The sequence below is a fragment of the Tateyamaria rhodophyticola genome (assembly GCF_047777875.1).
Classification (GTDB): domain Bacteria; phylum Pseudomonadota; class Alphaproteobacteria; order Rhodobacterales; family Rhodobacteraceae; genus Tateyamaria.
Genome location: NZ_CP180519.1, coordinates 2,548,739 through 2,574,870 on the forward strand (window position 1 = coordinate 2,548,739; position 26,132 = coordinate 2,574,870).

Below are 26,132 nucleotides of genomic sequence, written 5' to 3' on the forward strand. Positions count from 1 at the left end.
GATCGGCACATGCCCAATCTCAAGGACCTGAAAAACAGGATCGCGTCGGTCAAATCGACCCGCAAGATCACCAAGGCCATGCAGATGGTGGCCGCCGCAAAACTGCGGCGGGCACAGGAAGCGGCCGAAAACGCGCGGCCCTATACCGAGCGTTTCAATGGTGTGATGGCGGGCCTCGTGTCGGCCGCGGCCGGATCCGACAGCGCGCCCAAGCTGCTGAGCGGGACAGGGTCGGATCAGACCCACCTGTTGGTGGTGATGACGGCGGAACGTGGCCTGTGCGGTGGTTTCAACACCAACATCGCCAAGCTGGCGCGCACCAAGGCGCAAGAGCTGGTGGCTGCGGGCAAGACGGTGAAAATCCTGACTGTCGGCAAAAAGGGCCGTGATCAGCTGAAGCGTGACTTTGCGGATCACTTCGTGGGTCACGTGGACATGACCGAGGTGAAGAACGTCGGTTATGCAGACGCGCAAAACGTGGCCAAGGATGTCCTTGGCCGGTTTGACGCGGGCGAATTTGATGTTGCGACGATCTTCTTCTCGAAGTTCCAGAACGTCGTGACGCAGATCCCCACCGCGCAGCAGGTGATCCCGTTCGAGGTGCCCGAAGACTACGCGGCGCCAGACACGCTCTATGACTACGAGCCGGACGAAGAGGCGATTTTGGCCGACCTTCTGCCGCGCGGCGTGGCCACGGCGATCTTTGCCGGGCTGCTCGAAAACGGTGCCTCCGAACAAGGGGCCCGCATGAGCGCGATGGATAACGCGACCCGCAATGCCGGTGACATGATCGACAAGCTGACCATCGAGTTCAACCGCTCGCGTCAGGCCGTGATCACCAACGAGCTGATTGAAATCATTTCCGGCGCGGAAGCGCTGTAAAAGACCCGGAGACGAGATATGGCAAACGCTAAAGGTAAAGTAACACAAGTCATCGGGGCCGTCGTTGACGTCCAGTTCGATGACCACCTGCCGGAAATTCTGAACGCGCTGGAAACCGACAATAACGGCAACCGTCTGGTGCTCGAAGTTGCGCAGCACCTTGGTGAGAACACCGTGCGCACCATCGCGATGGACAGCTCCGAAGGTCTGGTGCGCGGTCAGGAAGTGACCGACACCGACGGCCCGATCATGGTGCCCGTGGGCCCCAAGACACTGGGTCGTATCCTGAACGTCGTGGGCGAGCCCGTGGACGAAGGCGGTTCGGTCGATGCCGAGGAAAAGCGCCCCATTCACGCCGCAGCCCCCGAATTCGCCGAGCAGTCGACCGAATCCGAAATCCTCGTGACCGGCATCAAGGTTGTGGACCTGCTGGCCCCTTACTCGAAGGGCGGTAAAATCGGCCTCTTCGGCGGTGCCGGCGTGGGCAAGACCGTTCTGATCATGGAACTGATCAACAACATCGCCAAAGTGCACTCGGGCTATTCCGTGTTCGCCGGTGTGGGGGAACGGACCCGTGAGGGCAACGACCTCTATCACGAGATGATCGAATCGAACGTGATCAAGCCCGACAACCTTGAGGATTCTCAGGTGGCTCTGGTTTACGGCCAGATGAACGAGCCTCCCGGTGCGCGTGCCCGTGTGGCCCTGACCGGTCTGACGCTGGCGGAACAGTTCCGCGACGCCTCGGGTACGGACGTTCTGTTCTTTGTCGACAACATCTTCCGCTTTACGCAAGCCGGTTCCGAAGTGTCGGCCCTTCTGGGTCGTATTCCTTCGGCGGTGGGCTACCAGCCGACGCTGGCCACCGACATGGGCGCGATGCAGGAACGGATCACCTCGACCAAGTCAGGCTCGATCACGTCGATTCAGGCCGTGTACGTGCCTGCGGACGACCTCACCGACCCCGCACCTGCGACCACCTTTGCGCACCTCGACGCGACAACCGTTCTGTCCCGTGCGATTTCCGAGCTGGGCATCTACCCCGCTGTGGACCCGCTCGACAGCTCCTCGCGCCTGATGGACCCGCAAATCGTCGGGGAAGAGCACTATCAAGTGGCCTCGGACGTGCAGCAGATCCTGCAGCGCTACAAGTCGCTTCAGGACATCATCGCCATCCTCGGGATGGACGAGTTGTCGGAAGAGGACAAGCTGACCGTGGCACGCGCCCGGAAAATCCAGCGCTTCCTGAGCCAGCCGTTCGATGTGGCGAAAGTGTTCACCGGCTCTGACGGTGTGCAGGTGCCTCTGGAAGACACGATCGCCTCGTTCAAAGCGGTTGTGGCGGGAGAGTACGACCACCTGCCCGAAGGTGCCTTCTACATGGTGGGCGGCATCGACGAGGTGAAAGCCAAAGCCGAGAAGATGGCAGCCGACGCTGCATAAACTCACACGTTTTGTCGCGGGGCGGGCGATTTTTGCAAAAATCGCGCGCGCCGGGGCAGAGCGGTGCTCCTCGAAAGGAGAGCTTGTATGCAATTTGATTTGGTATCGCCCGAACGCAGTCTTGCGTCCATGGACGCCACAGCCGTGCAGATCCCGGGTGCGGATGGCGACATGACTGTCATGTCCGACCATGCACCGACCATCACGACCCTGCGCCCCGGCGTTCTGAAGGTTGAGGTGGGCGGCGACACGCATGAATTCGTCGTGACCGGCGGCTTTGCCGAGATCGGCGCGAGCGGTGTGTCGGTCCTGGCCGAACAAGCCGTTGCCAAGGGTGACATGACCCAAGGACAGCTGGACGCCATGATGGATGATGCGCAGGACAGCTATGACCGCGCAAAGGACGGAGGCCTGGTGGATGATGCTGCCAAACTCCTGGCGGACATGGTCGCGATGGGTGGAGAAATCGGGTTGAACCCGAAACAACCCAACCTCTGACCCACGGACATCTGCACTATGATCCAAAGGCCCCGCTGTTGCGGGGTCTTTTGCTTTTCGAACTGCAGTCGCTTTGCGGCACGGGTCGCAAAAAAGGGGTCCCATTGCGGGCGTGACGTGATATTCGAAACGGATTGGGGACTTATCGTAGTTTTATCATGAAGCGACTGCGCAATCATTTGGTGGGCATCGACCAGGGCGAGACGGTGCTTTTTTCAGATTTCGAAGATGACGGCGAGATGTGGACCGGTCGGGGGCAGCGTGAACGCCGCCGCCGCGTGGCCTTTTCCGAACCGTTCCGAACCATGCCGATGGTGCATGTGTCGATTTCCATGTGGGACGTCGACAATGAAACGCCGCTGCGCGCCGACGTCGCTGCCGAAACGATTACCCATGACGGGTTTGACCTTGTGTTTCGCACCTGGGGCGATACGCGCGTCGCGAGGGTGCGGATCGCCTGGTTTGCCATGGGTGAATTGCGGCAGGCAGACGAATGGGACTTGTACTGAACGCGGCGCCCGGAGCCAGTCGGCCCTCCGGGGGGGATTTTTCGGAACAGAGACGGGGATCAGCGGAGCACGCTGGCCAGAAACGTGCGCGTACGGTCCAGTTGCGGATTTGAAAAGATATCAGCGGGCGCGCCTTCTTCGGCCACTACGCCCTGGTCCATGAACACCACGCGGTCGGCGAGTTCGCGGGCAAAGCCCATTTCGTGGGTGGCCAGCACCATGGTCATCCCGTCGTCTCGCAGTTGGCGCAGCACATCCAGCACTTCGCCCACCAGTTCGGGATCGAGCGCGGAGGTGATTTCATCGAGCAGCATCGTTTCGGGCCGCATGGCAAGGGCGCGGATGACTGCGACCCGTTGTTGCTGACCGCCGCTGAGTTGATCGGGGTATTTGCCCATGTGATCCGCCAGGCCGAAGCGTTGAAAGAGGGCTTCGATCCGGGGGCGTGCGGCCTCTGCCTCACCCAGCACACGGCGGGGCGCGAGGGCCACGTTTTCAAAGGCGCTCATATGTGGAAAGAGGTTAAAGCTCTGGAAGACGATCCCGATGCGCTGGCGTATGGGGGCGAGGTCGAAACCCGGTTCCGCGATGTCGACCCCGTCCAGCCGGACCTCTCCGTCGTCGACGGGTTCCAAGCCGTTCATGCAGCGCAGAAGTGTGGATTTTCCTGAGCCGGACGCGCCGATAAGGCAGAGCATTTCCCCGGGTGCCACATCGAGATCAATGCCGCGCAGGACCTGGCTGTCGCCGAAGCTCTTGGTCACGCCGCGCAGGGACAGCCTAGGATTTTGCATTGCGGTCCCGGTTCAAGAGGTAATCGGCATAGCGGGTCGCGGGCACCGTCACGCAGAGAAAGATGAGCGCCGCCACCACGTAAGGTGTGAAATTCGCAAGCAGGCTTTTGAAGATACCGGCCTGCCGCAGGATCTCCACAGGGCCGATAAAGCTGAGCAGGGCCACATCCTTTTGCAGTGCGACGAGCATGTTCATGTTGGCGGGCACGACGCGGCGGATCGCCTGCGGCAGGATCACGTAGCGCATGGTGTCGCGTTCGTTGAGCCCGAGGCAGATGGCGGCGTTGCGCTGACTGGCATGGATGCTTTCAATGCCGGAGCGCAGGACTTCGGCGACGTAGGCGGAATAGGTCAGCACCAGCGCCACGGTGCCCCAGATATAGGGCGAATTCCACGGGCGGGGCAGGCCGAGGCCCGGAATGCCAAACCCCACGAGATAGACCAGCAGCACCACGGGGATGCCGCGAAACAGGTCCACATATACTGCGCCGAAGATGCGCAGCGGAAAAAGCGCGGCCGAGCGTGCGCCGCGCGCCAGTGCGATGGCGAGGCCAAGGGCAAAGATCATCGGCACCGACCACGCAAAAATCGCGACATCCAGCAGGAAGGCGCGCAGCAGCGTGGGAAAGGTCCGCACAAAGGTTTCGCCGTCAAAAAAGGAGCGTTTCACCGCCTCCCACCCCGGGGCGAGGGGCACAAGCAGACCCACAAGGGCAATCACCGCGGCGGTGCTTGTCCCGGCAATCAGGGTGGCCCGGCGACGTTGCCGGGCCTCATAGGCTGCGCGCCGTGTCATCTGTTGCGTCACTTGATCAGCGGAACGCCTGTCGCTTCTTGCAGCCACTGCGCTTCGATCGCGGCAAGGCGGCCGTCTGCGGTCATCGCGGCCAGCGCCTCATCGACACAGGTCTTGAGCGCGGAGCCTTCGGGCATCAGGGCGCCGAACTGATCCGGATTTTCGGCCGCTGCCGGGTCGAACTGCCCGAGAATTGCGCCGTTTTCCATCAGGACAGCGGAGGTAAAGAGTGCCGTGGGCAGGTCAAAGAGGGCGGCGTCAATCTGACCCGCCTGCATGGCGGCAATCACGTTGGCATTGTCGTCATAGACCAGCGGGGATTTGCCGGGCTGCACTTGCTCCATCACCACCGGAAGGGCGGTTGTCGAGGCGACAACGCCCCATTGCAGCTCTTTGAGAAAGTCCATCGTGGCGGACGTGCCGCCCGCGACCAAGATGTCTTGCGTGGTCAGCACTGCCTGAGGCGCGGTGTAGTAGGGGGCGGAAAAATCGACCACCTTGTCGCGTTCGGCGGTGATGGAATACTGCTGCATGTTGATGTCGAAATTCTTGGCGCCGGGCTGGATCGCCTCATCAAAGGATGTGCGCACCCATGTCACCGCATCTTCGGCGAACCCCATTTCGGCGGCCAGCGCATAGGCCACCGCGGCCTCGAAACCCTGACCGCTTTCGGGGGCGTCGTCGATCACCCACGGGTAATAGGCCGGGTTGCCGGTTGCGATGGTCAATGTGCCATCGGTCAGCGTTTTGCCCGCAGCACAGTGACCGTCGGCCCATGCGGCTCCGGCGATGGCGGCGAATATCGTGGCGGTCAATACAGTCTTCATCTTTGATCTCCCTTATGCGTTGTGAGAAATCTTGACCAAGCGGGCAGGGCTGTCCAGCGCTTTCCTGTGCCGGGCGGTGCCTTGGGCCTGCTTTGGCATCACGCTTGTCGGATTCGTGGCAAACGCATAAACTCCGGCCAAAGTCGCGGCGGTTTGGACATGCGGCAGAGCACGGGCAGCAGCCCAAGAGGGTAAGGCAGGCATGGACCAGACGGCCAGCGGCAAGAACATCATGCTCATCACATTCGATGATGCGGTGGCGTTCTGGAAATACAGGAACGTGTTCGGGGCGGCGTTGCAGACGCCCAATCTGGACCGCATCTGTGCGCAATCGACGGCCTTTCACGCAGCCTATTGTCAGGCACCGATTTGCAGCCCGTCGCGCGCGTCGCTCATTTCGGGCCAGACGCCGCACCAGTCGGGCATGACCCTGCCCAAGGTGGACATGTTCGGCCTTATCCCACCGGAACAGATGTGGCCGCATACGCTGAAGCAGGCGGGCTATTACACGTCGTCGGGGGGCAAGATCATCCTCGGCTATGTCCCGCTGGAGGATCATATCCATAGCGTGCTGTATTGCGATGCGCCCAAGACGTTCCGCAAGGACTGGAAGGTCCCGAACGAGATCAGCACCGGGTTGGGCGGGTTTCGCGGGGGGCGCGCAACCGATGATCCTGCCCATGACAAACGGTATTACGATTTTCAGTCGTCACGTTCTGCGATGACGTTCCTCAACACCTATGACGGTGATGCGCCGTTCTACCGCGAGGTCGGGTTTTACGGCCCGCACGGGCCCTGGATCACGCCACGGCGGTTCAAGGACATGTATGACGAGACCCGGTTTGAGATGCCGCGCGCCTGGGCCAATGGGTTTGCCAAGGCGCCGTTTTTCGACACGATGTCCGAAGAGAATTTCGCGGATAAACCGCTGGCCTATTGGCGCAAGAGCGTGCGCAACTATTTCTCGGCCATCAGCCATGTGGATCATCACCTTGGCCGGGTGTGGGATGCGCTCAAGGCGTCGCGCCATGCGGACAACACGGTGGTTGTGATCGCGTCTGACCATGGCCTGCATCTGGGGGACCGCAACCGGTTCCGCAAACACACGCTGTGGGAACAGGTGGCCAATGTGCCGCTGATTGTGCATGACCCGGATCAACCCGTGGGCAATGTCGTGACGGACCCCGTGGCACTTCTGGATATCGGACCGACCGTGATGGATTATGCGGGGCTTGCACCGCTGCCCAATTGCGTTGGCCGGTCCCTGCGCCCGCAATGCGAAGGCGACCGGGTGCCCGACCGCGCCGTGTTGACGGTGCGGGGGGACAATACTGCGATGCGCAGGGGGCGGTATCGGTTCATCCGGTACGAGGACGGTTCGACAGAGTTCTATGACATTGGCCGTGACTGGTGGCAGACACAGGAGCTGGGCCGGTCCCACCCCGATTACGCCGAAACGGCTGCTGCGCATGCCGCATGTTGCGCCGAATACGGCTTTGATCTTGGCAGAACACATGTCGCGGCCTAGGACGGACCAATGACCGATCACACGCCCTCAGGCCGCAACATTATGCTCATCACCTTTGATGATGCGGTGGCCTTTTGGAAGTACAAGACGATCTTTGGCGAGGCGTTGCAGACGCCCAATCTCGACCGTATCTGCGCGCAATCGACGGCCTTTCACGCCGCCTATACCCAGGCCCCGGTGTGCAGCCCGTCGCGCGCCTGTTTCATGTCCGGCAAGGCCCCGCACCAGAGCGGCGTGACCCTGCCGTACAAGGAGGTGTTCGAGAAGATCCCGCCGCAGGAGATGTGGCCTTACCTGCTGAAACAGAACGGATATTTCAATTCGTCCGGTGGCAAGGTCATGCAGGGCTTTCCCCCGATCGAAGAGGACATCCATTCGGTCATATATTCGGACGAACCCAAGTCGTTCCGCGTGGATTGGAAGGTGCCCCCCGCGATCAGCATGGAGTTTGGCGGATTTCGCGGCGGCAAGGCGACGATCAGCGACGAATATGACCGCCGCTTCTATGACTTTCAGGCGTCGAAATCCGCTATCGCCTTTCTCAAGGCACAGACGGGCGACACACCGTTTTATCGCGAGGTCGGATTTTACGGCCCGCACGGGCCATGGATCACGCCGCGCCGGTTCAAGGACATGTACGAAGCGGACAAGTTCCGCATGCCCGAGGCGTGGGGCGACGGGATCGCGGGGCACCCCTATCTCGATCAGCACTGGACCGAGAATTTCGATCCAAGCCGGGTGAACATCTGGCGCAAGAGCGTGCGCAATTACTTCTCTGCACTGAGCCATGCGGACTATCACCTTGGCCGGGTGTGGGATGCGCTCAAGGCGTCGCCCCATGCGGACAACACGGTGGTGATCATCGCGTCGGACCACGGCATGCATCTGGGCGAGCGCAACCGGTTCCGCAAGCACACGCTGTGGGAGCAGGTGGCCAATGTGCCGCTGATTGTGCACGACCCCGCGCGCCCGGTCGCACATGTGGTCACGGATCCGGTGGGCCTGATCGATATCGGGCCGACTGTGCTGGATTACGCGGGCCTGCCGCCGCTAGAGAACAGCGTGGGCCGGTCCTTGCGGCCCTTGTGCGAATGGGACCGCGCGCCGGACCGCGCCGTGCCCACGATCCTGCGTGACAATGCAGGTGTGCGCAAAGGCAAGTACCGGTTCATCCGCTACGAGGATGGATCGACGGAGTTTTTCGATCTGGCGCAGGATTGGTGGCAGACCACGAACCTGGGCCCCGATCATCCCGATTACGCAGAGATGGAGGCCGCGCATGCTGCCTGTTGTCTGGAATACGGGCTGGACCTTGCAACGGTCGAGGTCGCCGCTTGACGCGCTGAATTCAGATTGGCTAGCGTCGGGGCATGCGCGCAAATTATTCCCTGGCCGAGGCCACGCCCGAGATGTCCAACCCGTCCTGGTTCCGCCCGGATGTGGACAAGGCTGAAATCCGCAAACTGATGCAGAAGTCCGATGCGATTGCCGGGCGCGACGCGCTCTTGTGGCTGGGCATCATGGTGGTGTCTGCCGGGATTGCCATCGCACTTTGGCCATCGTGGTGGTCGGCGCCGTTCTGGTTCATCTATGGTGTGATGTGCGGCTCCGGTTCGGACGCGCGCTGGCATGAATGCGGGCACCGCACGGCGTTCAAGACCGAATGGATGAACCGCGTGATCTACCACATTGCGAGCTTCATGCTGTTCCGCAATCCGTATGTCTGGCAGGCGAGCCATGTGCGCCACCACACCGATACGATCATCGTGGGTCGCGATCCCGAGATACAGGCGATGCGCCCGCCGGATCTGGGCAAGCTGCTGTTGAACGTCTTTGGGCTTGTGGACGGCTATCACATGATCCGCCGGATGTTTGTGCACGCCATGGGCCGTCTTGACCCGGACGAGATCGAGTACGTGCGCCCCGATGACCGTGATAAGGTGGCGGTGGCGGCGCGCATATCGCTTTTGATCCATGGGGCAACGATTGCGCTGGCCTTTGCGATGGGGTCGATCCTGCCGCTGATGGTGATTGGCCTGCCTGCATTCTACGGCGCGTGGCACCGGGTGATGACGGGCGTGCTGCAACATCTGGGGCTGGCGGAGAATGTCACCGATCACCGGCTGAATACGCGCACGGTTCTGATGAACCCGGTCAGCCGGTTCATCTACCTCAACATGAATTATCATCTGGAACATCACATGTTCACGATGGTGCCCTATTACCATCTGCCCGCGCTGCACCGGCTTATTGCGCATGACGTGCCCGCGCCGGAACCGTCCATTGGCGCGGCCTTGCGCCGGTTGGTTCCCGTGATGGTGCGGCAACTGCAATACCAACAGGCGGTGATCGTCTATGAGCTGCCCGAGGGGGCGACGCCCTACAGGCCAGAGGTGGGCGCGCTGCGCCCTCACGCGGTCTGAGCGTTATTCGGCGGCGTACATCCCGTCATAGATCGGGCTGAGCGTGTCCGCCTCAAAAAGCGACGACACGGACGTGCCGTTCCAGATGTTCAGGATCGCCTGTGCAAAGATCGGCGCGACCGGCACGATGCGGATATTTGGTGCTGCCTTGACCGCATCGGTCGGTTGGATCGAATCCGTGATGACCAGCGATTTCATCACCGAATTGGTCACACGTTCGACCGCGGGGCCGGACATCACGCCGTGCGAGATGTAGGAGTGCACCTCCTGCGCGCCGTTCTCCATCAGGACTTCTGCCGCCTTGCAGAGCGTGCCAGCGGTGTCGACCATGTCGTCGATGATCACGCAGATCTTGTCCTTCACATCGCCGATCACGGTCATTTCGGCCACTTCGCCCGCCTTTTCGCGGCGTTTGTCCACGATCGACAGCGGCGCGCCCAGCCGCTTGGCCAGCTCGCGTGCGCGCGCCACGCCGCCCACGTCCGGCGATACGATCATCAGCTCGTCCAGACGGCCCGCAAACTGTGTCTTGATGTCCAGCGCAAAGACCGGCGAGGCATAGAGGTTGTCTACCGGGATATCGAAAAAGCCCTGGATCTGGGCCGCATGCAGGTCCATCGTCAGAACCCGTTCAATGCCCGCACCGACCAGCATATTCGCCACCAGCTTGGACGAAATCGGCGTGCGCGCCTTGGTCCGCCGATCCTGCCGTGCATAGCCGAAATAGGGGATTACGGCTGTGATCCGCTGTGCCGACGACCGGCGCAGCGCGTCACACATGATCAGGAGTTCCATCAGGTTGTCATTGGCCGGGTTCGAAGTCGGCTGGATGATGAACATGTCTTCGCCGCGCACGTTCTCGAACACTTCGACAAAGATTTCGCCGTCATTGAACCGTTCGACCCGCGCATCCACCAGACCGGTGTGAATTCCGCGATGCATGGTCATCCGCCGCGCGATGGCTTGCGCCAGCGGCAGGTTTGCATTGCCCGATATCAGCTTTGGTTCCTCGATATTCGGCATCTCATGTCCCCCGCGGCAGCAGCTATTGTGACAGATTCGTGATGTTGACTCCGCTTAGCACGGCCTTACCGTCCCGCGAAACCAAAGACCCCTCAGGCGGAGACCAAAATGGCCCATATCGACTACTATTTCGCAACACTGTCGCCCTACACCTACCTTGCCGGGAACCGGTTCGAGGCGGTTGCGGAAAAACACGGCGCCACGGTTGCCTACAAACCGCTCGATGTGATTGCGCTGTTTGGCCGGACGGGCGGTACACCGCCCAAGGATCGCCACCCTAACCGGATCGAATACCGGGCGCAGGAATTGCTGCGTCAGGCCAAGAAATTCGACCTGCCGTTCAACCTCAAGCCCGCGCATTGGCCGACCAATGCCGCGCCGTCGTCCTATGCGATCATCGCGGCACAGAACGCGGGTGGCGGGGATCTGGGCGCTTTGGTGCATGGCATCCTGCGCGCCGTCTGGGCCGAGGAAAAGGACATCGCCCAGGACGACGTTGTGCGCGCCTGCCTCTCGGACGCGGGTTTTGACCCGTCGCTTGCCGACAGCGGCCTGCTGAGTGGTGCGGAAACCTATGCCGCCAATCTGGAAGAGGCGGTCAAGGTCGGCGTGTTCGGCGCGCCGTTCTACATTGTGGACGGGGATCAGCGGTTCTGGGGCCAGGACAAGATCGAAGATCTCGACGCCCACCTCGCGGGCGATCTGTGACGCCACATGTTCATCGCCGGACCTTCGGGTCCGGCCCTCATCCCGTGCTCGCCATCCACTGTTCGCTGGCCCATTCCGGCGCATGGCGCGGTGTTGCGACGGCCTTGGGCGACGGGGTAACCGTCCACGCCTTTGATCTGCCCGATCATGGTCAATCGGGGGATTGGGACGGGTCTGGCGACATGCACGATGCCGCCACAGCGATGGCGCTGTCGGTGCTGGATGATCTGGGGCCGGTGGATGTGATCGGTCATTCCTTTGGTGCGACGGTTGCCTTGCGGCTCGCCGTGGATCATCCGGAGCGGATCCGCCGCGCAGCCCTGTTCGAACCGGTCTATTTCGCGCCATCGCTGGCCGATGATCCCGATTTTGCTGCCGCTTATGCCGATATCGACGCCCCGCGCCGCACCGCCTATGAAGATGGCCGGTTCGAGGATGCGGCGCGTGCCTTCAACCGCCAATGGGCGGGGGCGGGCACATGGATGGCGCTGTCAGAAAAAACACGCCGCTACATGACCGACCGTATCGGCTTTGTGCATCACAGCACGCCGTTCCTGATCCACGACAGCGCCGGTTTGTTGGCACCGGGCCGTATGGCGCAGGCGGACATGCCCATCCTGTTGATGCAGGGCGAAACGTCCCCATGGGCGGCCACGATCAATGGCGCAATTGCCCGGCGCCTGCCAAATGCCATGCGGCACACCGTGCCAGAGGCGGGGCATATGGGACCGGTGACCCATCCCGCACAGGTGGCGCGGGCGCTTACTGACTTTCTGGGGCTCAGCGCCCCTGCGGCTCATCAATGATGTGATCTTCCCAATCTTCGTCGGCCACATCGAACTCGCTCACCGTGCGGTCCTGCATCGACACGCCCGCCACGTGCACCGTGTCCGCCCGACCAGACACAAGAGGGTGCCAATCAAACAGCGGCTGGCCCAGATGCAGCAACCGGTACGCGCAGGTCTGCGGCAGCCAGTACATGTGTTCGTGAATGGTGGACGGTTTGAGTACGATGCAGTCCGGCACAAACTGATGCCGCACCTCGTATTGCGCGCAGCGGCACGTGGCATCATCCAGCAACCGGCATGCCACACGGGTCAGCGCGACCTCGCCACTGTCCTCATCCTCCAGCTTGTTGAGGCAGCATTTGCCGCAGCCGTCACACAGCGCCTCCCACTCGTCCGGGGACATCTGGTCCAGCCGCTTGCGTTCCCAGAACCGCGGCGCCAGTCCCTTGCGCGCAATCGGATCGCTCATAAGGCCGCCAGAATGCGCCGGGCATCCACGCTGTCGCGGTCCATCTGTTCGATCAGCGCCTCCAGCGACGTGAAATTCTCTTCGCCGCGCAGATGCGCAACCAGAGCGACAGAAACCGCAGCGCCGTAAAGATCGCCGGAAAAATCGAAAACAAAGGTCTCAAGATTCGGAGTATTCACCCCGAACATGGGCCGCACCCCGAGGGACGCAACCCCATGATACGCCCCTGCATGCGGGCCATCGAGCACATCAAACAACACCGCATAGACGCCAAAGGCCGGCAAATGCAGCCCGTCGACGGACATGTTCGCCGTCGGATAGCCCAGCTTGCGCCCCCGCTGCTCGCCGCCGATGACCGGCCCCTCAATCCGGTGCCAATGGCCCAGCATCGCCGCCGCATCTCCGGGCCGCGCATCGCTCAGCGCTTGGCGAATGGCCGTGGACGACACCGTTTGTGATGACCGTTCCAGCAATGGCGCGACCGTCACCCCAAAACCCAACTCCGCCCCAAAGCGCTGCAAATCAGCCGCGGTGCCCGCGCGCCCCTTGCCGAAACAGAAATCCGCCCCCACAACCACATGCGCCAGACCCAGACCGTCCGCCACAACGTCCCGCGCAAATTCAAACGGTGTCAGACCCGCCAGATCCGCATTGAACGGCAACTCATAGAGCCGTTCCACACCCAGCTTTTCCAACCGGCTTGCCCGCGCCGCCGGTCCCATCAATCGAAAGTCCGGTGCCTCTGGCGCAAAGTAGCTGCGCGGATGCGGCTCGAACGTCAAAATTCCAAGCGGGGCCGACGGATCCGCCGCCCGCGCCAGATCAATGACGGACTGATGGCCGACATGGACACCATCGAAATTGCCGATGGCCACCGACGCACCCCGATCGGCCGCGTCCACAAACTGATAGTCCCGAATGATCCGCATGACTCATGCCTAGCCGCGTGCCGCATCAAGGGCAACCACCCGTTTCTTCTGGCCAAAAATACCATGGGGGCGCCCGGCACGGGCGGGGGCAAAGCCCCCTAAAAAATGTCGTCGCGCAGCGGCCTTTGGGTCAGTCGAACTTGCGCGAGGGGGCCAGCACGGTGGCCTCGCCAACCAGAACCTTCTTGCCGTCCACGCGGCACGCGCAGTCCATCTTCACCCGGCGTTTGGCAAAGTCGATGTCGGTGACGGTCACAACCGCCTCGACCATGTCGCCGGGCCGCACGGGCGCGAGAAACTTCAGCGACTGACCCAGGTACACCGTGCCGTGCCCCGGCAATTGCTCACCGATGACTGCGGACACCAGACCGGCGGTCAGCATGCCATGGGCAATGCGGCCCTCAAAGATCGTGTCGCGCGCATATTCATCGTCCAGATGCACCGGATTGCGGTCCGTCGAAATCGTGGCGAACATCTCGATATCCGCATCCGTCACCACTTTTCGCAGCGACCGGGACATGCCCATCTCGATATCTTCGATGCAGATCGTACCGCGGGGCAGGTTGTCCAACATCTTCACTCTCCGGTAATTTTCTGACGCAACGCGCATCTTTCACGCAAGGTAATTACTTTGCGCGCGCAGAAAATCAAGTGAAATGTGACCTAGCGCAAAAACCCGATCGCATAGGTCGGCGCGCTTTGTTCCTTTGTCAGATAGGCTTCCAGCGCATCCGCATCCGGTTGGTGCGACGTTTTGGTCTCTGCCGCGGCGAGCCCGCCCGAGATGAACAGCGAATCAATATCCTCGCCCATCGCGCCCGCAATATCCGTCAGAACGCCGTCGCCGATGGCGAGAATGCCCGCATCCGGCACGTCCACCCCAAGCTCTGCCAACCGCCGCCGCGCCAGATCATAGATCGGCGGATGCGGCTTGCCGAAATAGAGGCTTTCGCCCCCCATCTCCGTGTACAGCTGCGCCAATGCACCCGCGCACCATTCGCGCACCTCGCCGCGATCCACGACGATGTCAGGGTTCGCACAAAGCAGCTTTAGCCCCCGCGTCTTGGCCGCCAGAAACTCGGGCCGCATCACATCCGGGTCGGCCATCGGATCGCGCGGGCCGGTGCAGACGATGCCCTCGGCCTCGTCCAGCGGGACCATCTGCACGTCCACCGGGTCCTTGATCACGCCAATGGGCTCAAAGAACTTTTCCTCGCCGGGTTGCCCGATGAAATAGACGCGGTTGCCCACAACGCCGCGGAACATCGCGGCGCGCGCGCTGTCACCGGAGGTGGCGATGGTGTCCCACGCGTCATCCGGCACACCGAACTGCACCAGCTGTTTCTGCACGCCCGCGCGGGGACGGGGCGAGTTGGTGACAAGCACGACCTTGCCCCCCCGCGCGCGGTAGGCCTGCAAGGCCGCCACCGCGTCGGGCAGGGCTGACACGCCATTGTGCACGCAGCCCCACAGGTCGACGAACAGCGCGTCATAGCGGTCTGAAATCTCGGACAGGGTGGTGATGATCTGGGCCATGGGACGCTCCGGGGGGCAGTGGGTTCGGGCAAAAGATAAGGCGGGCACCGGGGCCCGCCATAACCAATTTTCGCAACGCTGGTCCGGGATCAGACCTTGAGGTTCGGGATGATCTGTTTCTTGCGGCTCATCACGCCGGGCAGGACCACGGTGTCACCGGACACCGTCGCGTCAAAGCTTTTTTCCGCCACGCCCTTCACCCGGTCATTGGGGATCAGCATCGTGGCTTCTTCGTTCAGGATGTCGACCACGAACAGCAACACCTCGTCCGCGCCGTCTTCCTTGGCCACATCGACCATGGACGCCATCAGGCTGTCCTTGCGGTCGAGCACCATCTTGGGCGCTGTGGTCTCCAGCACGGACACGCGGAACTGTGTGCCGTCCACTTCGTACTCCTTGCTGTCCATGCGCAGCAGTTCCGCGTCGGAGAACGCGGAGACGTCGGACTTTGCTTCGAACATCTGCGCGGCATAGGCGCTCATGTCGATGCCAAGGTCTTCGGCCAGGCTGTAGGCAATCGCCTTGTCTTCCTGCGTCGTGGTGGGCGAGCGGAATTCCAGCGTGTCGCTGAGGATGCAGGACAGCATGGCCCCTTTGACCCATTTGGGGGCCTGCGCCATGTCCTTGCCGATCATCTTCCACATGATGGTGGCGGTACAGGCCAGCGGCTCGATGCGGATGTCGATGGGGCCCTTGGTCTCCAGCCCGCCCACCAGCTTGTGGTGGTCGATGATGGCCGTGATGTCGGCATCATTGATCGCATCGGGCAATTCGGCGGGGTTGTTCGTGTCCACGATCACCACCGGTTGGTCCGCCGCAATGCCGTCGATGATGCGCGGTTTGGGCAGGTCCCAGTGCTTGAGCACAAAGGCCGCTTCGGTGTTGGGTTCACCCAGCAGAACGGCCTCGGCATCGCCGCCCTTGATCTCGTTCAGGTACCAGGCCCAGATGATGGGCGAGCCGGTGGAATCCGTGTCGGGCGATTTGTGTCCAAAGACAAGCGTGGTCATGGGGGCGTCCTTTAGCATTCGAATTTGGCGCCCTTATAGCAGCGCGGGAACCGATGTCACCGGGGGCTGCGGGTGATCATGTGACGCAGGGCGCGTTGACCCACGGGCGGGCTTGCGGTACAAAACCACACCAACCAAGGAGTGCCCTGCACATGGACAAGACGGCCTGAACCGCCCACCCTTTTCGCGCCGCCCGAGGCGCATCTTGGTATCGGAGTATTCTGACAATGGACCATTCTGCCTGACCCGCATTGCGGGACATGCCCGCGCGCTTGCGCATTTCCATTCCAGATCACGAGGCACCTTATGCCCAAATCGTTCAAACCCACCCGTGGGGACACCAGAACTGTGGCGGCCAAGCCGCCAAACCGGCCTGCAAACGCACCACGCGCGGTGCGCCAAAAGCATCGCGGGCAGACCCGTGGGGGCCGCCCGCCGCGCTTTCCGGGACGCACCGGCGGGCGTTAACGCTTGCCAACAGGCCCGGGCACAGGCTTAGCATGCCCGGGCCAGACCCAGCTTCAGACCCACAAACCGTGACCACACGCGAAACCGACCTCTATCCCCCCGTCAAAGCCTTTCTCGAAGATCAGGGCTATGTGGTGAAGTCCGAGGTGGGAGCCGCGGATGTGGTGGCGGTGCGCGGGGGTGAGACACCGGTGATCGTGGAATTGAAACTGGGGTTTTCGCTGGCGCTGGTACACCAGTGCGTTGCGCGCCTGTCGGTCAGCGATGATGTCTACATGGCGGTCGAGCGCGGCACCGGAAAGCGGTTTCAGAAGGCGGTCAAGGACATGACCCGGCTCTGCCGCCGGTTGGGGTTGGGCCTGATGACGGTGCGCCTGTCGGACGGGCTGGTGCAGGTGCATTGCGACCCAGGGCCATACGCGCCGCGCAAGAACACCAAACGGCAGGGGCAATTGCTCAAGGAATTTGCGGCCCGGCAGGGGGATCCCAATGACGGCGGGCAAACGCGGGTCGGTCTGGTCACCGCGTACCGGCAGGACGCGTTGCGCCTTGCGCTTTACCTTTTTGAGGTCGGTGCCAGTAAGGGCGCGGATGTGGCACGCGAAACCGGGGTTGCGCGCGCCACGACCATGATGCGGGATGATCACTATGGCTGGTTCGAAAAGGTCGAAACCGGGATTTATGGCCTGACCCCCAAAGGGGCCGAGGCCGTGGGTCAGGCCCGCACGCAGCTGGGCGGGTGAGCCTCTGACGGATCAGATCGCGAAATTGCCGCCGGTCTCGAACGGGCGGCCGTTCTGCGTCGAGGAGATGGTGAAATCCACTGTGCCATCGTCCTGCGCTTCGAACCGGACGTCTGCGCCGTTTGTGTACCGGGTCTGTGCCGCGCAGGCGGCGGAAAAACTCACCAGATCGCCATTGGCCGTCTGGTTGAACCCGGAAAACCCGGCGCTGGTGCAGACGCGGCCCACCATCTGGCGCACCTGGCTTTGGGAAAAGCCGCTGCTGCGATAGGTGCCGTTGAGGCCCTGGCCGCCTTCCTGGACTGTCATCCGCACAAGTTCGGGCGGTTGCGCGACCTCACCACAGGCGGAGGTGATCAGCAGGGCGGCCAGCGCGGATGCGATTTTGAGACGGTGGGTCATGGTGCAATATCCTATGTGCAATATAGCGTTACGGTAGAACAGGCGGGCGACAGGCGTCAACGCCAACCGGGGCGCGCGGGGTACGGCTTGCGATGTTGCGTCTTTGATCGGCCCCGGCGTCTCAGAACGGCAGACGTTCGACCGTATACCCGCGTTCTGCCAGCTGGTTCACGAGCCCCGTCGCACCGCCCAAATGCGCGGCCCCGACCGCAATAACGATGTTGTCCTCGTCGCGCGCATCGATCCGGTCCATCCACGCGAGATTCCGTTGATCGAGCAGCATGGCCATCATCTCGTCAAAGAGCGTTTCGAATTCCGCGGGCGGGAAATCGACCTGATCGCGCGAAAAGACGCGCGAGAACGCAATCAGCTCACCATGCTTTTCTTCGAAATACCCGGCGACAGTCGAAGCGGTGGCGTTTTCCGCAGTTTTCTGCATTTGCGCGATCATCGGCAAATAGCGGACCTGTTCGTCGATGGTGTCGGCGGCAAAGATGCGCAGGAGTTCCGTGTGCGTTTCCAGCGCGGTGACAGGGACACCGGCATCCTTGGCGGTGGTGATCACCATCTTGTCCAGCCCGGTGCGCCCCGCGCGCAGATCGGCCAGCGCGCAGACGGGCAGGGACAGGGTCAATGACAAAAACCACGGTTGGTATTTGGCGGCCATGAACGGCGGCACGCCGCGGGCCTGTGCCGCGCCCGCCAGAACGGCCCAGGTTTCCGGCGTGGTCCGGTCGATCAGGCTGGGACCTTCGGTGAGGAACGCGATGGTCGGGTCCGTTGCGATGGCGCGTTGCAAGTCGGCCTCTTCCGTCTCGGTGATTTCCACCATCAACAGGTCGGCCTGCGCGATCCGGGGTGCCAGCCGGTCCACGATGTCCTGCATCCGCGGATCATAAAGGTGCATGGTGCCAAGCAACGTGATCGTCTGATCACCCCGCGTTGCGCGCCAGTGATTGCCTTCGGCATATGGCATGGCTGCAACCGACGCCGCGATTTCCGCCCTCTGGCCCGGCGTCAGATCGGCGCGGATGTCCTGACCGGTGCACGCGGCGTGCGTGATCGTCGGCAGCAGGCAGAGTGCGGCAAGGGTGGTGAATTTCAGCAAAGCGCGCATCGCGTCCTCATTTTTTTGCGACGCTATGAGACGCGCCGCGCAATGCCAAGTGGATCACCGGAAGCCTGCAAAATTTTGCGGATGTCCGCAGTTGACTCGTATGCGCCAGTTCCTTATCTCCGCTGCGTTAGCACTCAGCAAGATTGAGTGCTAACGGCCCCGGATCGGGGTCGAGGGAGAAACTTTGAGCCTCAAGGAGCTACAAAGATGGCATTGAAACCGCTTCATGACCGCGTGCTTGTACGCCGCACCGAAAGCGAAGAGAAAACCGCTGGCGGGCTGATCATCCCCGATAGCGCCAAGGAAAAGCCCAGCGAAGGCGAAATCGTGGCCGCAGGCCCCGGCGCCCGCAAAGACAGCGGTGAGCTGATCGAAATGGGTGTGAAAACCGGCGACAAGGTTCTGTTCGGCAAGTGGTCCGGCACAGAGGTCACCATCGACGGCGAAGAGCTGCTGATGATGAAAGAAAGCGACATCATGGGGATCATCGAGTAAGCGCGCGGCGCTTCTCTGATCTCTTATCGAAACTCTCACAGGAGACTTGAATATGGCTAAGGACGTCAAATTCGACACAGATGCCCGCGCACGTATGCTGACCGGCGTGAACATCCTCGCCGACGCGGTGAAGGTGACACTGGGCCCCAAGGGCCGCAACGTGGTGCTGGACAAATCCTTCGGCGCACCCCGCATCACCAAGGACGGTGTGTCGGTTGCCAAGGAAATCGAACTGGAAGACAAGTTCGAGAACATGGGCGCACAGATGGTGAAGGAAGTCGCTTCCCGCACCAATGATGAAGCGGGCGACGGTACAACCACCGCAACCGTTCTGGCGCAAGCCATCGTCAAGGAAGGCATGAAATCGGTTGCCGCCGGCATGAACCCGATGGACCTCAAGCGCGGCATCGACATGGCGACAGCCAAAGTTGTCGAAGCGATCAAGGCCGCGGCCCGTGACGTGACTGACAGCGACGAAGTCGCGCAAGTGGGCACCATCTCGGCCAACGGCGAAGCGGAAATCGGCCGTCAGATCGCGGACGCGATGCAGAAGGTCGGCAACGAGGGTGTGATCACTGTCGAAGAGAACAAGGGTCTGGAAACAGAGACCGACGTTGTCGAAGGCATGCAGTTTGATCGCGGCTACCTGAGCCCCTACTTCGTGACCAACGCCGACAAGATGACCACAGAGCTGGAAGACTGCATGATCCTGCTGCACGAGAAGAAACTCTCGTCGCTGCAGCCGATGGTGCCCCTGCTCGAGTCGGTGATCCAGAGCCAGAAGCCGCTGCTGATCATCGCCGAAGACGTCGAAGGCGAAGCGCTGGCGACACTCGTGGTCAACAAGCTGCGTGGCGGTCTGAAGATTGCTGCGGTCAAGGCCCCCGGCTTTGGCGATCGTCGCAAGGCGATGCTGCAGGACATCGGTATCCTGACCGGCGGTCAGGTGATTTCCGAAGAACTGGGCATGAAGCTTGAGACCGTGACCATGGACATGCTGGGCACCGCCAAGCGCGTTCAGATCACCAAGGACGAGACCACCATCATCGACGGTGCGGGCGAGAAAGCCGAGATCGAGGCACGTGTTGCCCAGATCCGTGGCCAGATCGAAGAAACCACATCCGACTATGACCGTGAGAAGCTGCAAGAGCGCGTTGCCAAACTGGCAGGCGGTGTTGCCGTGATCCGTGTCGGCGGCATGACCGAGGTCGAAGTGAAAGAGCGCAAGGACCGTGTGGACGACGCTCTGAACGCGACACGTGCGGCTGTGCAGGAAGGTGTTGTCGTGGGCGGCGGTGTCGCTCTGGTGCAGGGCGCCAAGGCGCTCGACGGTCTGTCCGGCGAGAACAACGACCAGAATGTCGGTATCTCGATCGTGCGTCGCGCTATCGAGGCACCTTTGCGTCAGATCGCAGAGAATGCCGGTGTGGACGGTGCTGTTGTCGCGGGCAAGATCCGCGAGAGCGACGACGTGACCTTTGGTTTCAACGCGCAGACCGAAGAATATGGCAACATGTTCGACTTCGGTGTGATCGACCCGGCCAAGGTTGTGCGGACGGCGCTGCAGGATGCGGCATCTGTTGCGGCACTGCTGATCACCACCGAAGCCATGGTTGCGGACAAGCCTGCCAAGGACGGCGCCGGTGGCGCACCCGGCGGCATGCCCGACATGGGCGGCATGGGCGGCATGATGTAAGCCAGCCGCTGGCCATATATGAATGGGAAGGGGTCGCAGCGATGCGGCCCCTTTTCTTTGGTTTGGCAGGTGCTCTGTTTTGCCCCTTTGCGGGGCAAAAGGCGCCCACCCGCCAACCCATGTGGTGTATGGACGAGGGGGCGATGGCGGAGTACGCATGTGCCATGCGGCTTGCCCTGATGACATGTCTGACCATGGTGGCCTTTGCCGCCAATTCCATCCTGAACCGTTTGGCGGTGGACAGTGGTGCCATTGATCCATCGAGTTTCGCCGTCATCCGTGTGTTGTCGGGCGCCGTGGTGCTGGGGATGATCCTGTCGGTGCGGGGCGGCGGTTTGCCGGTCTTTGCGAAGGGTCGTGCGCTCGGCGTGCTGAGCCTGAGCGTCTACATGATCGGATTTTCGCTAGCCTATGTCACTTTGGATGCGGGCCTCGGGGCGCTGATCCTGTTCGGGACGGTGCAGGTCACGATGTTTGGCTGGAGCGCGGTACGGGGGGCTGTGCCCAGTGCGCGGCAGTTGCTGGGGGCGGCTGTGGCGTTTTCGGGGCTTGCCTATGCCCTCTGGCCGGGAGAGGGCGGCAGTCCGACGCATGTGTCCGGTGCGGTGTTCATGGTGTGCGCAGGGATTGGCTGGGCCGCCTATACGCTGGCGGGGCGCGGCGCGCAGGATCCGCTTGCCGCGACGGCGGCGAATTTCGTGCTGACCTTGCCGTTGATGCTGATCCTGCTTTTGGGGGCGTCGTTGTCGGCGGCGCCGTCCGGCATTGCGCTTGCGATTGTGTGTGGCGGCGTCACGTCGGGGCTTGGCTATGCGCTGTGGTACCGGGTGTTGCCGCAATTGGCGGCGCAAACGGCCGCGGTCCTGCAACTTAGCGTGCCGATCATTGCGATTGCCGGTGGGGCGGTTCTGTTGGGCGAAGCGGTTGGGCTTGATCTGGTGCTGTCGGCGGTTCTTGTGCTTGGCGGGATCGCGCTGGCAATCACCGCACCAAAGGCTCCAGCGGATCGTACGTAATCCCGCCACTGCCAAAGGCGACGTCGGCGAGGCTGTCGGGTTTGTGCGGCGTCTGGGCAAGCTGCGCGCGCGTCAGCCAGCGGCGATCGCTCACGATGGCTTCGGGATCGGTCCAGTGGGCCGGGCGGGGACTGTCCGGTGCGATGGTGCAATGGAAATACACGTCCACCTGATGAAAGGCGCTGGCCGGGTCGTGAAATTCGTTCACGAGACAGGGCGCGCCCACCACAATGCGCAGGCCGGTTTCCTCGAACACCTCACGCATGAGGTTGTCGGGCAGTGCACTGCCCACCTCAACCCCGCCGCCCGGCGCGCACATCAGCGGGCTTTGCCCGTCCGGAAAGGCGTTGACCATGAGCAGCTGACCGTCCTCGACGATGATGGCGCGCACGGCGAGACGTGGGGATTTCGGACGTATGTCGGTTCCAATCTGGCAGTTCGGTTATTCCATAGGGCGTGCGGAGAGGCTATCTCAAGCGGTATGCGGTACCTTGTTTTCATTCTGATTGGTTTGATGGCGCGCCCGGCCTTGGCGGATTGCGTGATCCTGTTGCACGGGCTTGCACGCAGCGAGGCATCACTGCTGGTGATGGAAAGCGCGTTGGAGGCGGACGGGTTCGACGTCGTGCGACCTGGCTACCCTTCGACATCGGCTTCGGTGGAGGCGCTGGCCGAGGCGGTCCTGCCCTGGGCGCTGGAGCGCTGTGACGGCGCGCAGGTGCATGTGGTGACCCATTCGATGGGTGGCATCCTGTTGCGCTACTGGATTGCGCGGCATGGGGTGCCGGAGCGTTTGGGGCACGTGGTGATGATGGCGCCGCCCAATCAGGGCAGCGAGGTGGTCGATACGCTGGGTGATCTGGACGCGTTCGGGTGGATCAACGGTCCTGCGGGCGGGCAATTGGGCACTGGTGATCAGAGCCTGCCGCGGGCCCTGCCGGCGGTCACCTATCCGGTCGGTGTGATCGCCGGGAACCGGTCGTTGAACCCGTATTTCTCGTCCCTGTTGCCGGGGCCTGATGATGGAAAAGTCTCCGTCGCGTCGACCCGCGTCGACGGCATGGCCGCCCATCTGACCTTGCCGGTGACCCATACGTTCATGATGAACAATCCCGCTGTCCTCGCCCAAGTGACACATTTCCTGCGCACGGGCCGGTTTGATCGCGACCTGAGCTGGGCCGAGGCGGTGTTGGAGCAGTTGGCCGGGGATGACGATGCTGGCGATTGACCTCGTGGGGGCTGAGGTGCTGGGGCCGGATGGTCTCGACCTGCGGCGGCTGAGCGTCGCGGATGGGTACATCGTGGACGGCACAGCCGGACGGGACGTCGACCTGAAGGGATACCGTGTGTTTCCGGGCATCATTGATGTCCACGGCGACGGGTTCGAACGGCATGTGGCGCCACGCCGTGGCGCGATGAAGCAGATGGCCGAAGGTCTGCGCGCCAGTGAGGCGGAACTGGCGGCCAATGGGATCACCACCGGTGTGCTCGCGCAGTTTCTGAGTTGGGAAGGCGGGCTGCGGGGGCTCGAATTTGCGGATCAGGTTTTTGCCGGGCTGGCAGAGATCCGCGGCGATGTGGTGACGGATTTGCGCCCGCAATTGCGGTTCGAGACGCATTTGATCGATCACTATGACGCGCTGCCTGAGCAGATCGCGCGGTGGGGGGTCGATTATGTCGTGTTCAACGACCACCTGCCGCATGACCGGCTGGCGGAGGGGCGCAAGCCGCCGCGTTTGACGGGGCAAGCGCTGAAGGCTGGGCGCAATCCGGATGCACATTTTCAGATGTTGCTGGACCTGCACGCCGTGACGGATGCCGTGCCTGCGGCACTGGATACGTTGTGCGGGCGGTTGCGCGAGATGGGCGTGCGGTTGGGCAGTCATGACGACCAAACCGGCGATGATCGCACTGTGTGGCATGCGCGCGGCGCGCATGTGGCTGAATTCCCCGAAACGGCGGTGGCGGCCGAGGCTGCGAAAGCGGCCGGTGACCTTGTCGTGCTGGGCGCGCCCAATGTGGTGCGGGGCGGTTCGCACAAGGGCAACGCCTCTGCGCTTGAGCTGATTGCCATGGGGCTCTGTGATGCGCTGGCCTCTGATTATCACTACCCATCGCCGCGCCGGGCAGCGTTGATGCTGGCCCGGTCCGGCGTCTTGCCATTGGCAGAGGCCTGGGCCCTGCTGTCGTCGGGACCGGCCCGCGTATTGGGGTTGAGCGATCGGGGCACGCTGGACGCGGGCATGCGGGCTGATCTGGTGATCCTTGATGCGCAGGACCGGGTGACGGCCACGATGTCCGGCGGACGGCTCAGTTACATGTCCGGGGACATCGCGGCGCGCTTTGTGGCCGCCTAACGCGTGATCCGGTTCACGTGGCCCATCTTGCGACCGGCCCGCGTCTCGCCCTTGCCATAGAGGTGCAGGGCGGCATCCTTTTCCTGTGCGATGGATGGAACGCGGTCCATGTCATCGCCAATCAGGTTCTCCATGACAACATCCGCATGGCGCTGCCCATCGCCCAGCGGCCAACCGGCGATGGCGCGGATATGCTGTTCGAATTGATCGACGCAACAGCCGTTCTGGGTCCAGTGCCCTGAATTGTGCACGCGGGGGGCGATTTCGTTCACGATCAACCCCTGGGGTGTCACAAACAGCTCCACCCCCATCACACCAACATAATCGAGTGCGTTCAGGATTTGCGCCGCGAGCAGGACCGCATCGGTGCGCTGTGGCGCGCTGAGACGGGCGGGCACGGTTGTGGTGCGCAGGATGCCGTCGGAATGGACGTTTTCGCCGGGATCAAAGCAGGCGACGCTGCCATCAACGCCGCGGGCGGCGATCACGGAGACCTCGTGGCTGAAATCCACAAACCCTTCGAGTATGGCGGGTGCGCCCTGCATCGCGTCGAGGGCGGTTTGGGCGTCTTCGGATGTGCGCAGCCGAGCCTGTCCCTTGCCGTCATAGCCAAAGCGCCGCGTCTTGAGGATCGCGGGGGTGCCGATGTCCGGCAGTGCCGTTGTCAGGGCGACCATGTCAGGGACGTCAGAAAACGGGGCCGTCTTGAGCCCGAGGCCGTGCAGAAATTCCTTTTCCACCAGCCGATCCTGGCTGACGCGCAGGGCCTCGCGGCCTGGACGGATCGGGGCGAGGTCTTCGAGCGCGTCGAGGGTCAGGGTGGGGATGTTTTCGAATTCATAAGTGATGACATCCACCGATGTCGCAAAGGCATAGAGCGCATCGTTGTCTTCGTAGGCGGCGGTGGTGACCATGTGGGCCACGTCGGCCGCAGGCGGCTGTGCGCCCGGCTCAAATATATGGGTGCGGAACCCGAGCCGTGCGGCCGCTACGGCGAGCATGCGTCCCAACTGCCCACCGCCGAGGATGCCGATTGTGGCGCCTTGGGCTAGCGGTTCAGTCATCTTGCGGCACCTCGGGGATCGACGCAGAGAGGGCGGCACGCCATGCGTCCAGCCGGTCTGCGATGGCGGCGTCCGACGTGGCGAGGATACCGGCGGCCATCAGGCCTGCATTGGCCGCGCCCGCAGCGCCGATGGCCATGGTCGCCACGGGAAAGCCCCGCGGCATTTGCAGGATGGAATAGAGGCTGTCGACGCCGGACAGGGCCTTGGTCTGGACCGGGACGCCGATAACGGGAACACGGGTTTTAGAGGCCATCATGCCGGGCAGGTGGGCCGCGCCGCCGGCACCGGCGATAATCACTTTGAGCCCTCGGTCCACGGCCGTTTTGCCATAGTCCCACAGACGGTCCGGGGTGCGGTGCGCCGAGACGATTGCGGTGTCGTATGGGATGTCGAGCGCGTCGAGGATGTCCGCAGCCTCGCGCATGGTGGGCCAGTCCGACTGGCTGCCCATGATGATCCCGACCGGGTGTGCCATTGCGCGCTCCTGCCTGTGAAGAAGCGCGGAATATAGGGGTTTTCGGGCCGAGCGCAATCACTTCGGCGGCAGGGTGTTTTAGGGCGTGTCGGGGTGGGACATTTGAGGGGGCCGGGCCACCTGGAACAGGTGT

29 protein-coding genes are annotated in these 26,132 nt (G+C 62.5%); 15 read left to right on the forward strand and 14 right to left on the reverse strand.

Features of this window, described 5'->3' with window-relative positions:
* Nucleotides 1–9: 9 nt before the first annotated feature.
* From ACERHN_RS14075 to ACERHN_RS14090, 4 genes are all read left to right on the forward strand, one after another.
* A complete protein-coding gene (locus ACERHN_RS14075) occupies nucleotides 10–882 on the forward strand; it encodes a F0F1 ATP synthase subunit gamma (RefSeq protein ID WP_415919650.1) in 873 nt (290 codons plus the stop codon).
* Between the two features lie 18 nt (nucleotides 883–900).
* On the forward strand, nucleotides 901–2,325 hold the full coding sequence (gene atpD, locus ACERHN_RS14080) for a F0F1 ATP synthase subunit beta (RefSeq protein ID WP_415919651.1): 1,425 nt from the start codon (nucleotides 901–903) through the stop codon (nucleotides 2,323–2,325).
* Between the two features lie 87 nt (nucleotides 2,326–2,412).
* Entirely contained in the window at nucleotides 2,413–2,823 is a 411-nt protein-coding gene (locus ACERHN_RS14085) for a F0F1 ATP synthase subunit epsilon (protein ID WP_415919652.1), read from the forward strand.
* 158 nt (nucleotides 2,824–2,981) lie between these two features.
* Nucleotides 2,982–3,332 (forward strand): H-type lectin domain-containing protein, encoded by a 351-nt coding sequence (locus tag ACERHN_RS14090; protein ID WP_415919653.1) that lies wholly within the window; start codon nucleotides 2,982–2,984, stop codon nucleotides 3,330–3,332.
* A gap of 59 nt (nucleotides 3,333–3,391) precedes the next feature.
* On the opposite strand, the gene ACERHN_RS14095 is transcribed toward ACERHN_RS14090, so the two are convergent.
* From ACERHN_RS14095 to ACERHN_RS14105, 3 genes are read right to left on the reverse strand one after another with little or no spacing between them, the layout of a single operon-like run.
* The gene (locus tag ACERHN_RS14095) at nucleotides 3,392–4,126 is read right to left on the reverse strand and encodes an amino acid ABC transporter ATP-binding protein (RefSeq protein WP_415919654.1); all 735 of its coding nucleotides are present in this window, start codon (nucleotides 4,124–4,126) and stop codon (nucleotides 3,392–3,394) included.
* Nucleotides 4,113–4,922 (reverse strand): amino acid ABC transporter permease, encoded by an 810-nt coding sequence (locus tag ACERHN_RS14100; protein ID WP_415919655.1) that lies wholly within the window; start codon nucleotides 4,920–4,922, stop codon nucleotides 4,113–4,115. The genes ACERHN_RS14095 and ACERHN_RS14100 overlap by 14 nt, the downstream gene beginning before the upstream one ends.
* An 8-nt stretch (nucleotides 4,923–4,930) precedes the next feature.
* Nucleotides 4,931–5,749, reverse strand: coding sequence for an ABC transporter substrate-binding protein (locus tag ACERHN_RS14105; protein ID WP_415919656.1), 819 nt, complete (start codon nucleotides 5,747–5,749; stop codon nucleotides 4,931–4,933).
* 202 nt (nucleotides 5,750–5,951) lie between these two features.
* On the opposite strand from ACERHN_RS14105, the gene ACERHN_RS14110 reads away from it, so the two are divergent.
* Genes ACERHN_RS14110 through ACERHN_RS14120 form a run of 3 tightly spaced genes read left to right on the forward strand, consistent with a single transcriptional unit; the run spans nucleotide 5,952 to nucleotide 9,700 of the window.
* Nucleotides 5,952–7,277: a sulfatase-like hydrolase/transferase gene (locus tag ACERHN_RS14110; RefSeq protein ID WP_415919657.1), complete on the forward strand. Its 1,326-nt coding sequence runs from the start codon at nucleotides 5,952–5,954 to the stop codon at nucleotides 7,275–7,277.
* 9 nt (nucleotides 7,278–7,286) lie between these two features.
* On the forward strand, nucleotides 7,287–8,615 hold the full coding sequence (locus ACERHN_RS14115) for a sulfatase-like hydrolase/transferase (RefSeq protein WP_415919658.1): 1,329 nt from the start codon (nucleotides 7,287–7,289) through the stop codon (nucleotides 8,613–8,615).
* Between the two features lie 32 nt (nucleotides 8,616–8,647).
* A complete protein-coding gene (locus ACERHN_RS14120; RefSeq protein ID WP_415919659.1) occupies nucleotides 8,648–9,700 on the forward strand; it encodes a fatty acid desaturase in 1,053 nt (350 codons plus the stop codon).
* A gap of 3 nt (nucleotides 9,701–9,703) precedes the next feature.
* On the opposite strand, the gene ACERHN_RS14125 is transcribed toward ACERHN_RS14120, so the two are convergent.
* Nucleotides 9,704–10,723 (reverse strand): ribose-phosphate pyrophosphokinase, encoded by a 1,020-nt coding sequence (locus ACERHN_RS14125; protein WP_415919660.1) that lies wholly within the window; start codon nucleotides 10,721–10,723, stop codon nucleotides 9,704–9,706.
* 108 nt (nucleotides 10,724–10,831) lie between these two features.
* Here ACERHN_RS14125 and ACERHN_RS14130 point away from each other — a divergent pair, with 108 nt between their 5' ends.
* Nucleotides 10,832–11,431, forward strand: a complete 600-nt coding sequence (locus tag ACERHN_RS14130; protein ID WP_415919661.1) for a 2-hydroxychromene-2-carboxylate isomerase — start codon at nucleotides 10,832–10,834, stop codon at nucleotides 11,429–11,431.
* A 44-nt stretch (nucleotides 11,432–11,475) separates the two neighbouring features.
* Nucleotides 11,476–12,237: an alpha/beta fold hydrolase gene (locus ACERHN_RS14135; protein ID WP_415919662.1), complete on the forward strand. Its 762-nt coding sequence runs from the start codon at nucleotides 11,476–11,478 to the stop codon at nucleotides 12,235–12,237.
* Here the strand turns inward: ACERHN_RS14135 and ACERHN_RS14140 are convergent.
* The 5 genes from ACERHN_RS14140 to ACERHN_RS14160 all read right to left on the reverse strand — a co-directional run bounded on the left by ACERHN_RS14140 (nucleotide 12,212) and on the right by ACERHN_RS14160 (nucleotide 16,163).
* A complete protein-coding gene (locus ACERHN_RS14140; protein WP_415919663.1) occupies nucleotides 12,212–12,688 on the reverse strand; it encodes a YcgN family cysteine cluster protein in 477 nt (158 codons plus the stop codon). The two genes, ACERHN_RS14135 and ACERHN_RS14140, sit on opposite strands and share 26 nt — an antisense overlap.
* Nucleotides 12,685–13,617, reverse strand: coding sequence for a bifunctional riboflavin kinase/FAD synthetase (locus ACERHN_RS14145; RefSeq protein ID WP_415919664.1), 933 nt, complete (start codon nucleotides 13,615–13,617; stop codon nucleotides 12,685–12,687). The genes ACERHN_RS14140 and ACERHN_RS14145 overlap by 4 nt, the downstream gene beginning before the upstream one ends.
* Before the next feature lie 130 nt (nucleotides 13,618–13,747).
* Nucleotides 13,748–14,191 carry a MaoC family dehydratase gene (locus ACERHN_RS14150; protein WP_415919665.1) on the reverse strand — a complete coding sequence of 148 codons (444 nt, stop codon included), beginning with the start codon at nucleotides 14,189–14,191 and terminating at the stop codon, nucleotides 13,748–13,750.
* Nucleotides 14,192–14,280: 89 nt separating this feature from the next.
* Nucleotides 14,281–15,153 (reverse strand): TIGR01459 family HAD-type hydrolase, encoded by an 873-nt coding sequence (locus tag ACERHN_RS14155; RefSeq protein ID WP_415919666.1) that lies wholly within the window; start codon nucleotides 15,151–15,153, stop codon nucleotides 14,281–14,283.
* An 89-nt stretch (nucleotides 15,154–15,242) separates the two neighbouring features.
* A complete protein-coding gene (locus ACERHN_RS14160) occupies nucleotides 15,243–16,163 on the reverse strand; it encodes a manganese-dependent inorganic pyrophosphatase (RefSeq protein WP_415919667.1) in 921 nt (306 codons plus the stop codon).
* 536 nt (nucleotides 16,164–16,699) lie between these two features.
* Between ACERHN_RS14160 and ACERHN_RS14165 the strand changes: the two genes are divergently transcribed.
* Complete coding sequence (locus tag ACERHN_RS14165) at nucleotides 16,700–17,374, forward strand: DUF2161 domain-containing phosphodiesterase (protein WP_415919668.1); 675 nt, start codon at nucleotides 16,700–16,702, stop codon at nucleotides 17,372–17,374.
* Between the two features lie 12 nt (nucleotides 17,375–17,386).
* Here the strand turns inward: ACERHN_RS14165 and ACERHN_RS14170 are convergent, their stop codons facing one another.
* Both ACERHN_RS14170 and ACERHN_RS14175 read right to left on the reverse strand, forming a co-directional pair.
* Complete coding sequence (locus ACERHN_RS14170; protein ID WP_415919669.1) at nucleotides 17,387–17,776, reverse strand: hypothetical protein; 390 nt, start codon at nucleotides 17,774–17,776, stop codon at nucleotides 17,387–17,389.
* Between the two features lie 121 nt (nucleotides 17,777–17,897).
* Nucleotides 17,898–18,893 carry a TraB/GumN family protein gene (locus tag ACERHN_RS14175; RefSeq protein WP_415919670.1) on the reverse strand — a complete coding sequence of 332 codons (996 nt, stop codon included), beginning with the start codon at nucleotides 18,891–18,893 and terminating at the stop codon, nucleotides 17,898–17,900.
* 207 nt (nucleotides 18,894–19,100) lie between these two features.
* Between ACERHN_RS14175 and ACERHN_RS14180 the strand changes: the two genes are divergently transcribed.
* From ACERHN_RS14180 to ACERHN_RS14190, 3 genes are read left to right on the forward strand one after another with little or no spacing between them, the layout of a single operon-like run.
* Nucleotides 19,101–19,388, forward strand: a complete 288-nt coding sequence (locus ACERHN_RS14180) for a co-chaperone GroES (RefSeq protein ID WP_299368936.1) — start codon at nucleotides 19,101–19,103, stop codon at nucleotides 19,386–19,388.
* Between the two features lie 52 nt (nucleotides 19,389–19,440).
* Nucleotides 19,441–21,084 carry a chaperonin GroEL gene (gene groL / locus ACERHN_RS14185; protein ID WP_415919671.1) on the forward strand — a complete coding sequence of 548 codons (1,644 nt, stop codon included), beginning with the start codon at nucleotides 19,441–19,443 and terminating at the stop codon, nucleotides 21,082–21,084.
* Nucleotides 21,085–21,125: 41 nt separating this feature from the next.
* The gene (locus ACERHN_RS14190) at nucleotides 21,126–22,100 is read left to right on the forward strand and encodes a DMT family transporter (RefSeq protein WP_415919672.1); all 975 of its coding nucleotides are present in this window, start codon (nucleotides 21,126–21,128) and stop codon (nucleotides 22,098–22,100) included.
* On the opposite strand, the gene ACERHN_RS14195 is transcribed toward ACERHN_RS14190, so the two are convergent.
* Nucleotides 22,066–22,518 (reverse strand): NUDIX domain-containing protein, encoded by a 453-nt coding sequence (locus ACERHN_RS14195; RefSeq protein WP_415922746.1) that lies wholly within the window; start codon nucleotides 22,516–22,518, stop codon nucleotides 22,066–22,068. The genes ACERHN_RS14190 and ACERHN_RS14195 overlap by 35 nt on opposite strands.
* Before the next feature lie 63 nt (nucleotides 22,519–22,581).
* Here ACERHN_RS14195 and ACERHN_RS14200 point away from each other — a divergent pair, with 63 nt between their 5' ends.
* Both ACERHN_RS14200 and ACERHN_RS14205 read left to right on the forward strand, forming a co-directional pair.
* Nucleotides 22,582–23,328: an esterase/lipase family protein gene (locus ACERHN_RS14200; protein ID WP_415919673.1), complete on the forward strand. Its 747-nt coding sequence runs from the start codon at nucleotides 22,582–22,584 to the stop codon at nucleotides 23,326–23,328.
* Nucleotides 23,309–24,457, forward strand: a complete 1,149-nt coding sequence (locus ACERHN_RS14205; protein WP_415919674.1) for an alpha-D-ribose 1-methylphosphonate 5-triphosphate diphosphatase — start codon at nucleotides 23,309–23,311, stop codon at nucleotides 24,455–24,457. Before ACERHN_RS14200 ends, ACERHN_RS14205 begins: the two co-directional genes overlap by 20 nt.
* Here the strand turns inward: ACERHN_RS14205 and ACERHN_RS14210 are convergent.
* Together ACERHN_RS14210 and purE are read right to left on the reverse strand one after the other, a co-directional pair.
* On the reverse strand, nucleotides 24,454–25,521 hold the full coding sequence (locus tag ACERHN_RS14210; RefSeq protein WP_415919675.1) for a 5-(carboxyamino)imidazole ribonucleotide synthase: 1,068 nt from the start codon (nucleotides 25,519–25,521) through the stop codon (nucleotides 24,454–24,456). The genes ACERHN_RS14205 and ACERHN_RS14210 overlap by 4 nt on opposite strands.
* Entirely contained in the window at nucleotides 25,514–25,999 is a 486-nt protein-coding gene (purE, locus tag ACERHN_RS14215) for a 5-(carboxyamino)imidazole ribonucleotide mutase (protein WP_415919676.1), read from the reverse strand. The genes ACERHN_RS14210 and purE overlap by 8 nt, the downstream gene beginning before the upstream one ends.
* Between the last annotated feature and the right edge of the window lie 133 nt (nucleotides 26,000–26,132).

Bases quoted from the DNA above. Each gene is read 5' to 3' on its own strand.
- ACERHN_RS14075 (WP_415919650.1), top strand. From the start codon at position 10: ATGCCCAATCTCAAGGACCTGAAAAACAGGATCGCGTCGGTCAAATCG.
- atpD (WP_415919651.1), top strand. From the start codon at position 901: ATGGCAAACGCTAAAGGTAAAGTAACACAAGTCATCGGGGCCGTCGTT.
- ACERHN_RS14085 (WP_415919652.1), top strand. From the start codon at position 2,413: ATGCAATTTGATTTGGTATCGCCCGAACGCAGTCTTGCGTCCATGGAC.
- ACERHN_RS14090 (WP_415919653.1), top strand. From the start codon at position 2,982: ATGAAGCGACTGCGCAATCATTTGGTGGGCATCGACCAGGGCGAGACG.
- ACERHN_RS14095 (WP_415919654.1), bottom strand. From the start codon at position 4,126: ATGCAAAATCCTAGGCTGTCCCTGCGCGGCGTGACCAAGAGCTTCGGC.
- ACERHN_RS14100 (WP_415919655.1), bottom strand. From the start codon at position 4,922: ATGACACGGCGCGCAGCCTATGAGGCCCGGCAACGTCGCCGGGCCACC.
- ACERHN_RS14105 (WP_415919656.1), bottom strand. From the start codon at position 5,749: ATGAAGACTGTATTGACCGCCACGATATTCGCCGCCATCGCCGGAGCC.
- ACERHN_RS14110 (WP_415919657.1), top strand. From the start codon at position 5,952: ATGGACCAGACGGCCAGCGGCAAGAACATCATGCTCATCACATTCGAT.
- ACERHN_RS14115 (WP_415919658.1), top strand. From the start codon at position 7,287: ATGACCGATCACACGCCCTCAGGCCGCAACATTATGCTCATCACCTTT.
- ACERHN_RS14120 (WP_415919659.1), top strand. From the start codon at position 8,648: ATGCGCGCAAATTATTCCCTGGCCGAGGCCACGCCCGAGATGTCCAAC.
- ACERHN_RS14125 (WP_415919660.1), bottom strand. From the start codon at position 10,723: ATGCCGAATATCGAGGAACCAAAGCTGATATCGGGCAATGCAAACCTG.
- ACERHN_RS14130 (WP_415919661.1), top strand. From the start codon at position 10,832: ATGGCCCATATCGACTACTATTTCGCAACACTGTCGCCCTACACCTAC.
- ACERHN_RS14140 (WP_415919663.1), bottom strand. From the start codon at position 12,688: ATGAGCGATCCGATTGCGCGCAAGGGACTGGCGCCGCGGTTCTGGGAA.
- ACERHN_RS14145 (WP_415919664.1), bottom strand. From the start codon at position 13,617: ATGCGGATCATTCGGGACTATCAGTTTGTGGACGCGGCCGATCGGGGT.
- ACERHN_RS14150 (WP_415919665.1), bottom strand. From the start codon at position 14,191: ATGTTGGACAACCTGCCCCGCGGTACGATCTGCATCGAAGATATCGAG.
- ACERHN_RS14155 (WP_415919666.1), bottom strand. From the start codon at position 15,153: ATGGCCCAGATCATCACCACCCTGTCCGAGATTTCAGACCGCTATGAC.
- ACERHN_RS14160 (WP_415919667.1), bottom strand. From the start codon at position 16,163: ATGACCACGCTTGTCTTTGGACACAAATCGCCCGACACGGATTCCACC.
- ACERHN_RS14170 (WP_415919669.1), bottom strand. From the start codon at position 17,776: ATGACCCACCGTCTCAAAATCGCATCCGCGCTGGCCGCCCTGCTGATC.
- ACERHN_RS14175 (WP_415919670.1), bottom strand. From the start codon at position 18,893: ATGCGCGCTTTGCTGAAATTCACCACCCTTGCCGCACTCTGCCTGCTG.
- ACERHN_RS14180 (WP_299368936.1), top strand. From the start codon at position 19,101: ATGGCATTGAAACCGCTTCATGACCGCGTGCTTGTACGCCGCACCGAA.
- groL (WP_415919671.1), top strand. From the start codon at position 19,441: ATGGCTAAGGACGTCAAATTCGACACAGATGCCCGCGCACGTATGCTG.
- ACERHN_RS14190 (WP_415919672.1), top strand. From the start codon at position 21,126: ATGCGGCCCCTTTTCTTTGGTTTGGCAGGTGCTCTGTTTTGCCCCTTT.
- ACERHN_RS14200 (WP_415919673.1), top strand. From the start codon at position 22,582: ATGCGGTACCTTGTTTTCATTCTGATTGGTTTGATGGCGCGCCCGGCC.
- ACERHN_RS14205 (WP_415919674.1), top strand. From the start codon at position 23,309: ATGACGATGCTGGCGATTGACCTCGTGGGGGCTGAGGTGCTGGGGCCG.
- ACERHN_RS14210 (WP_415919675.1), bottom strand. From the start codon at position 25,521: ATGACTGAACCGCTAGCCCAAGGCGCCACAATCGGCATCCTCGGCGGT.
- purE (WP_415919676.1), bottom strand. From the start codon at position 25,999: ATGGCACACCCGGTCGGGATCATCATGGGCAGCCAGTCGGACTGGCCC.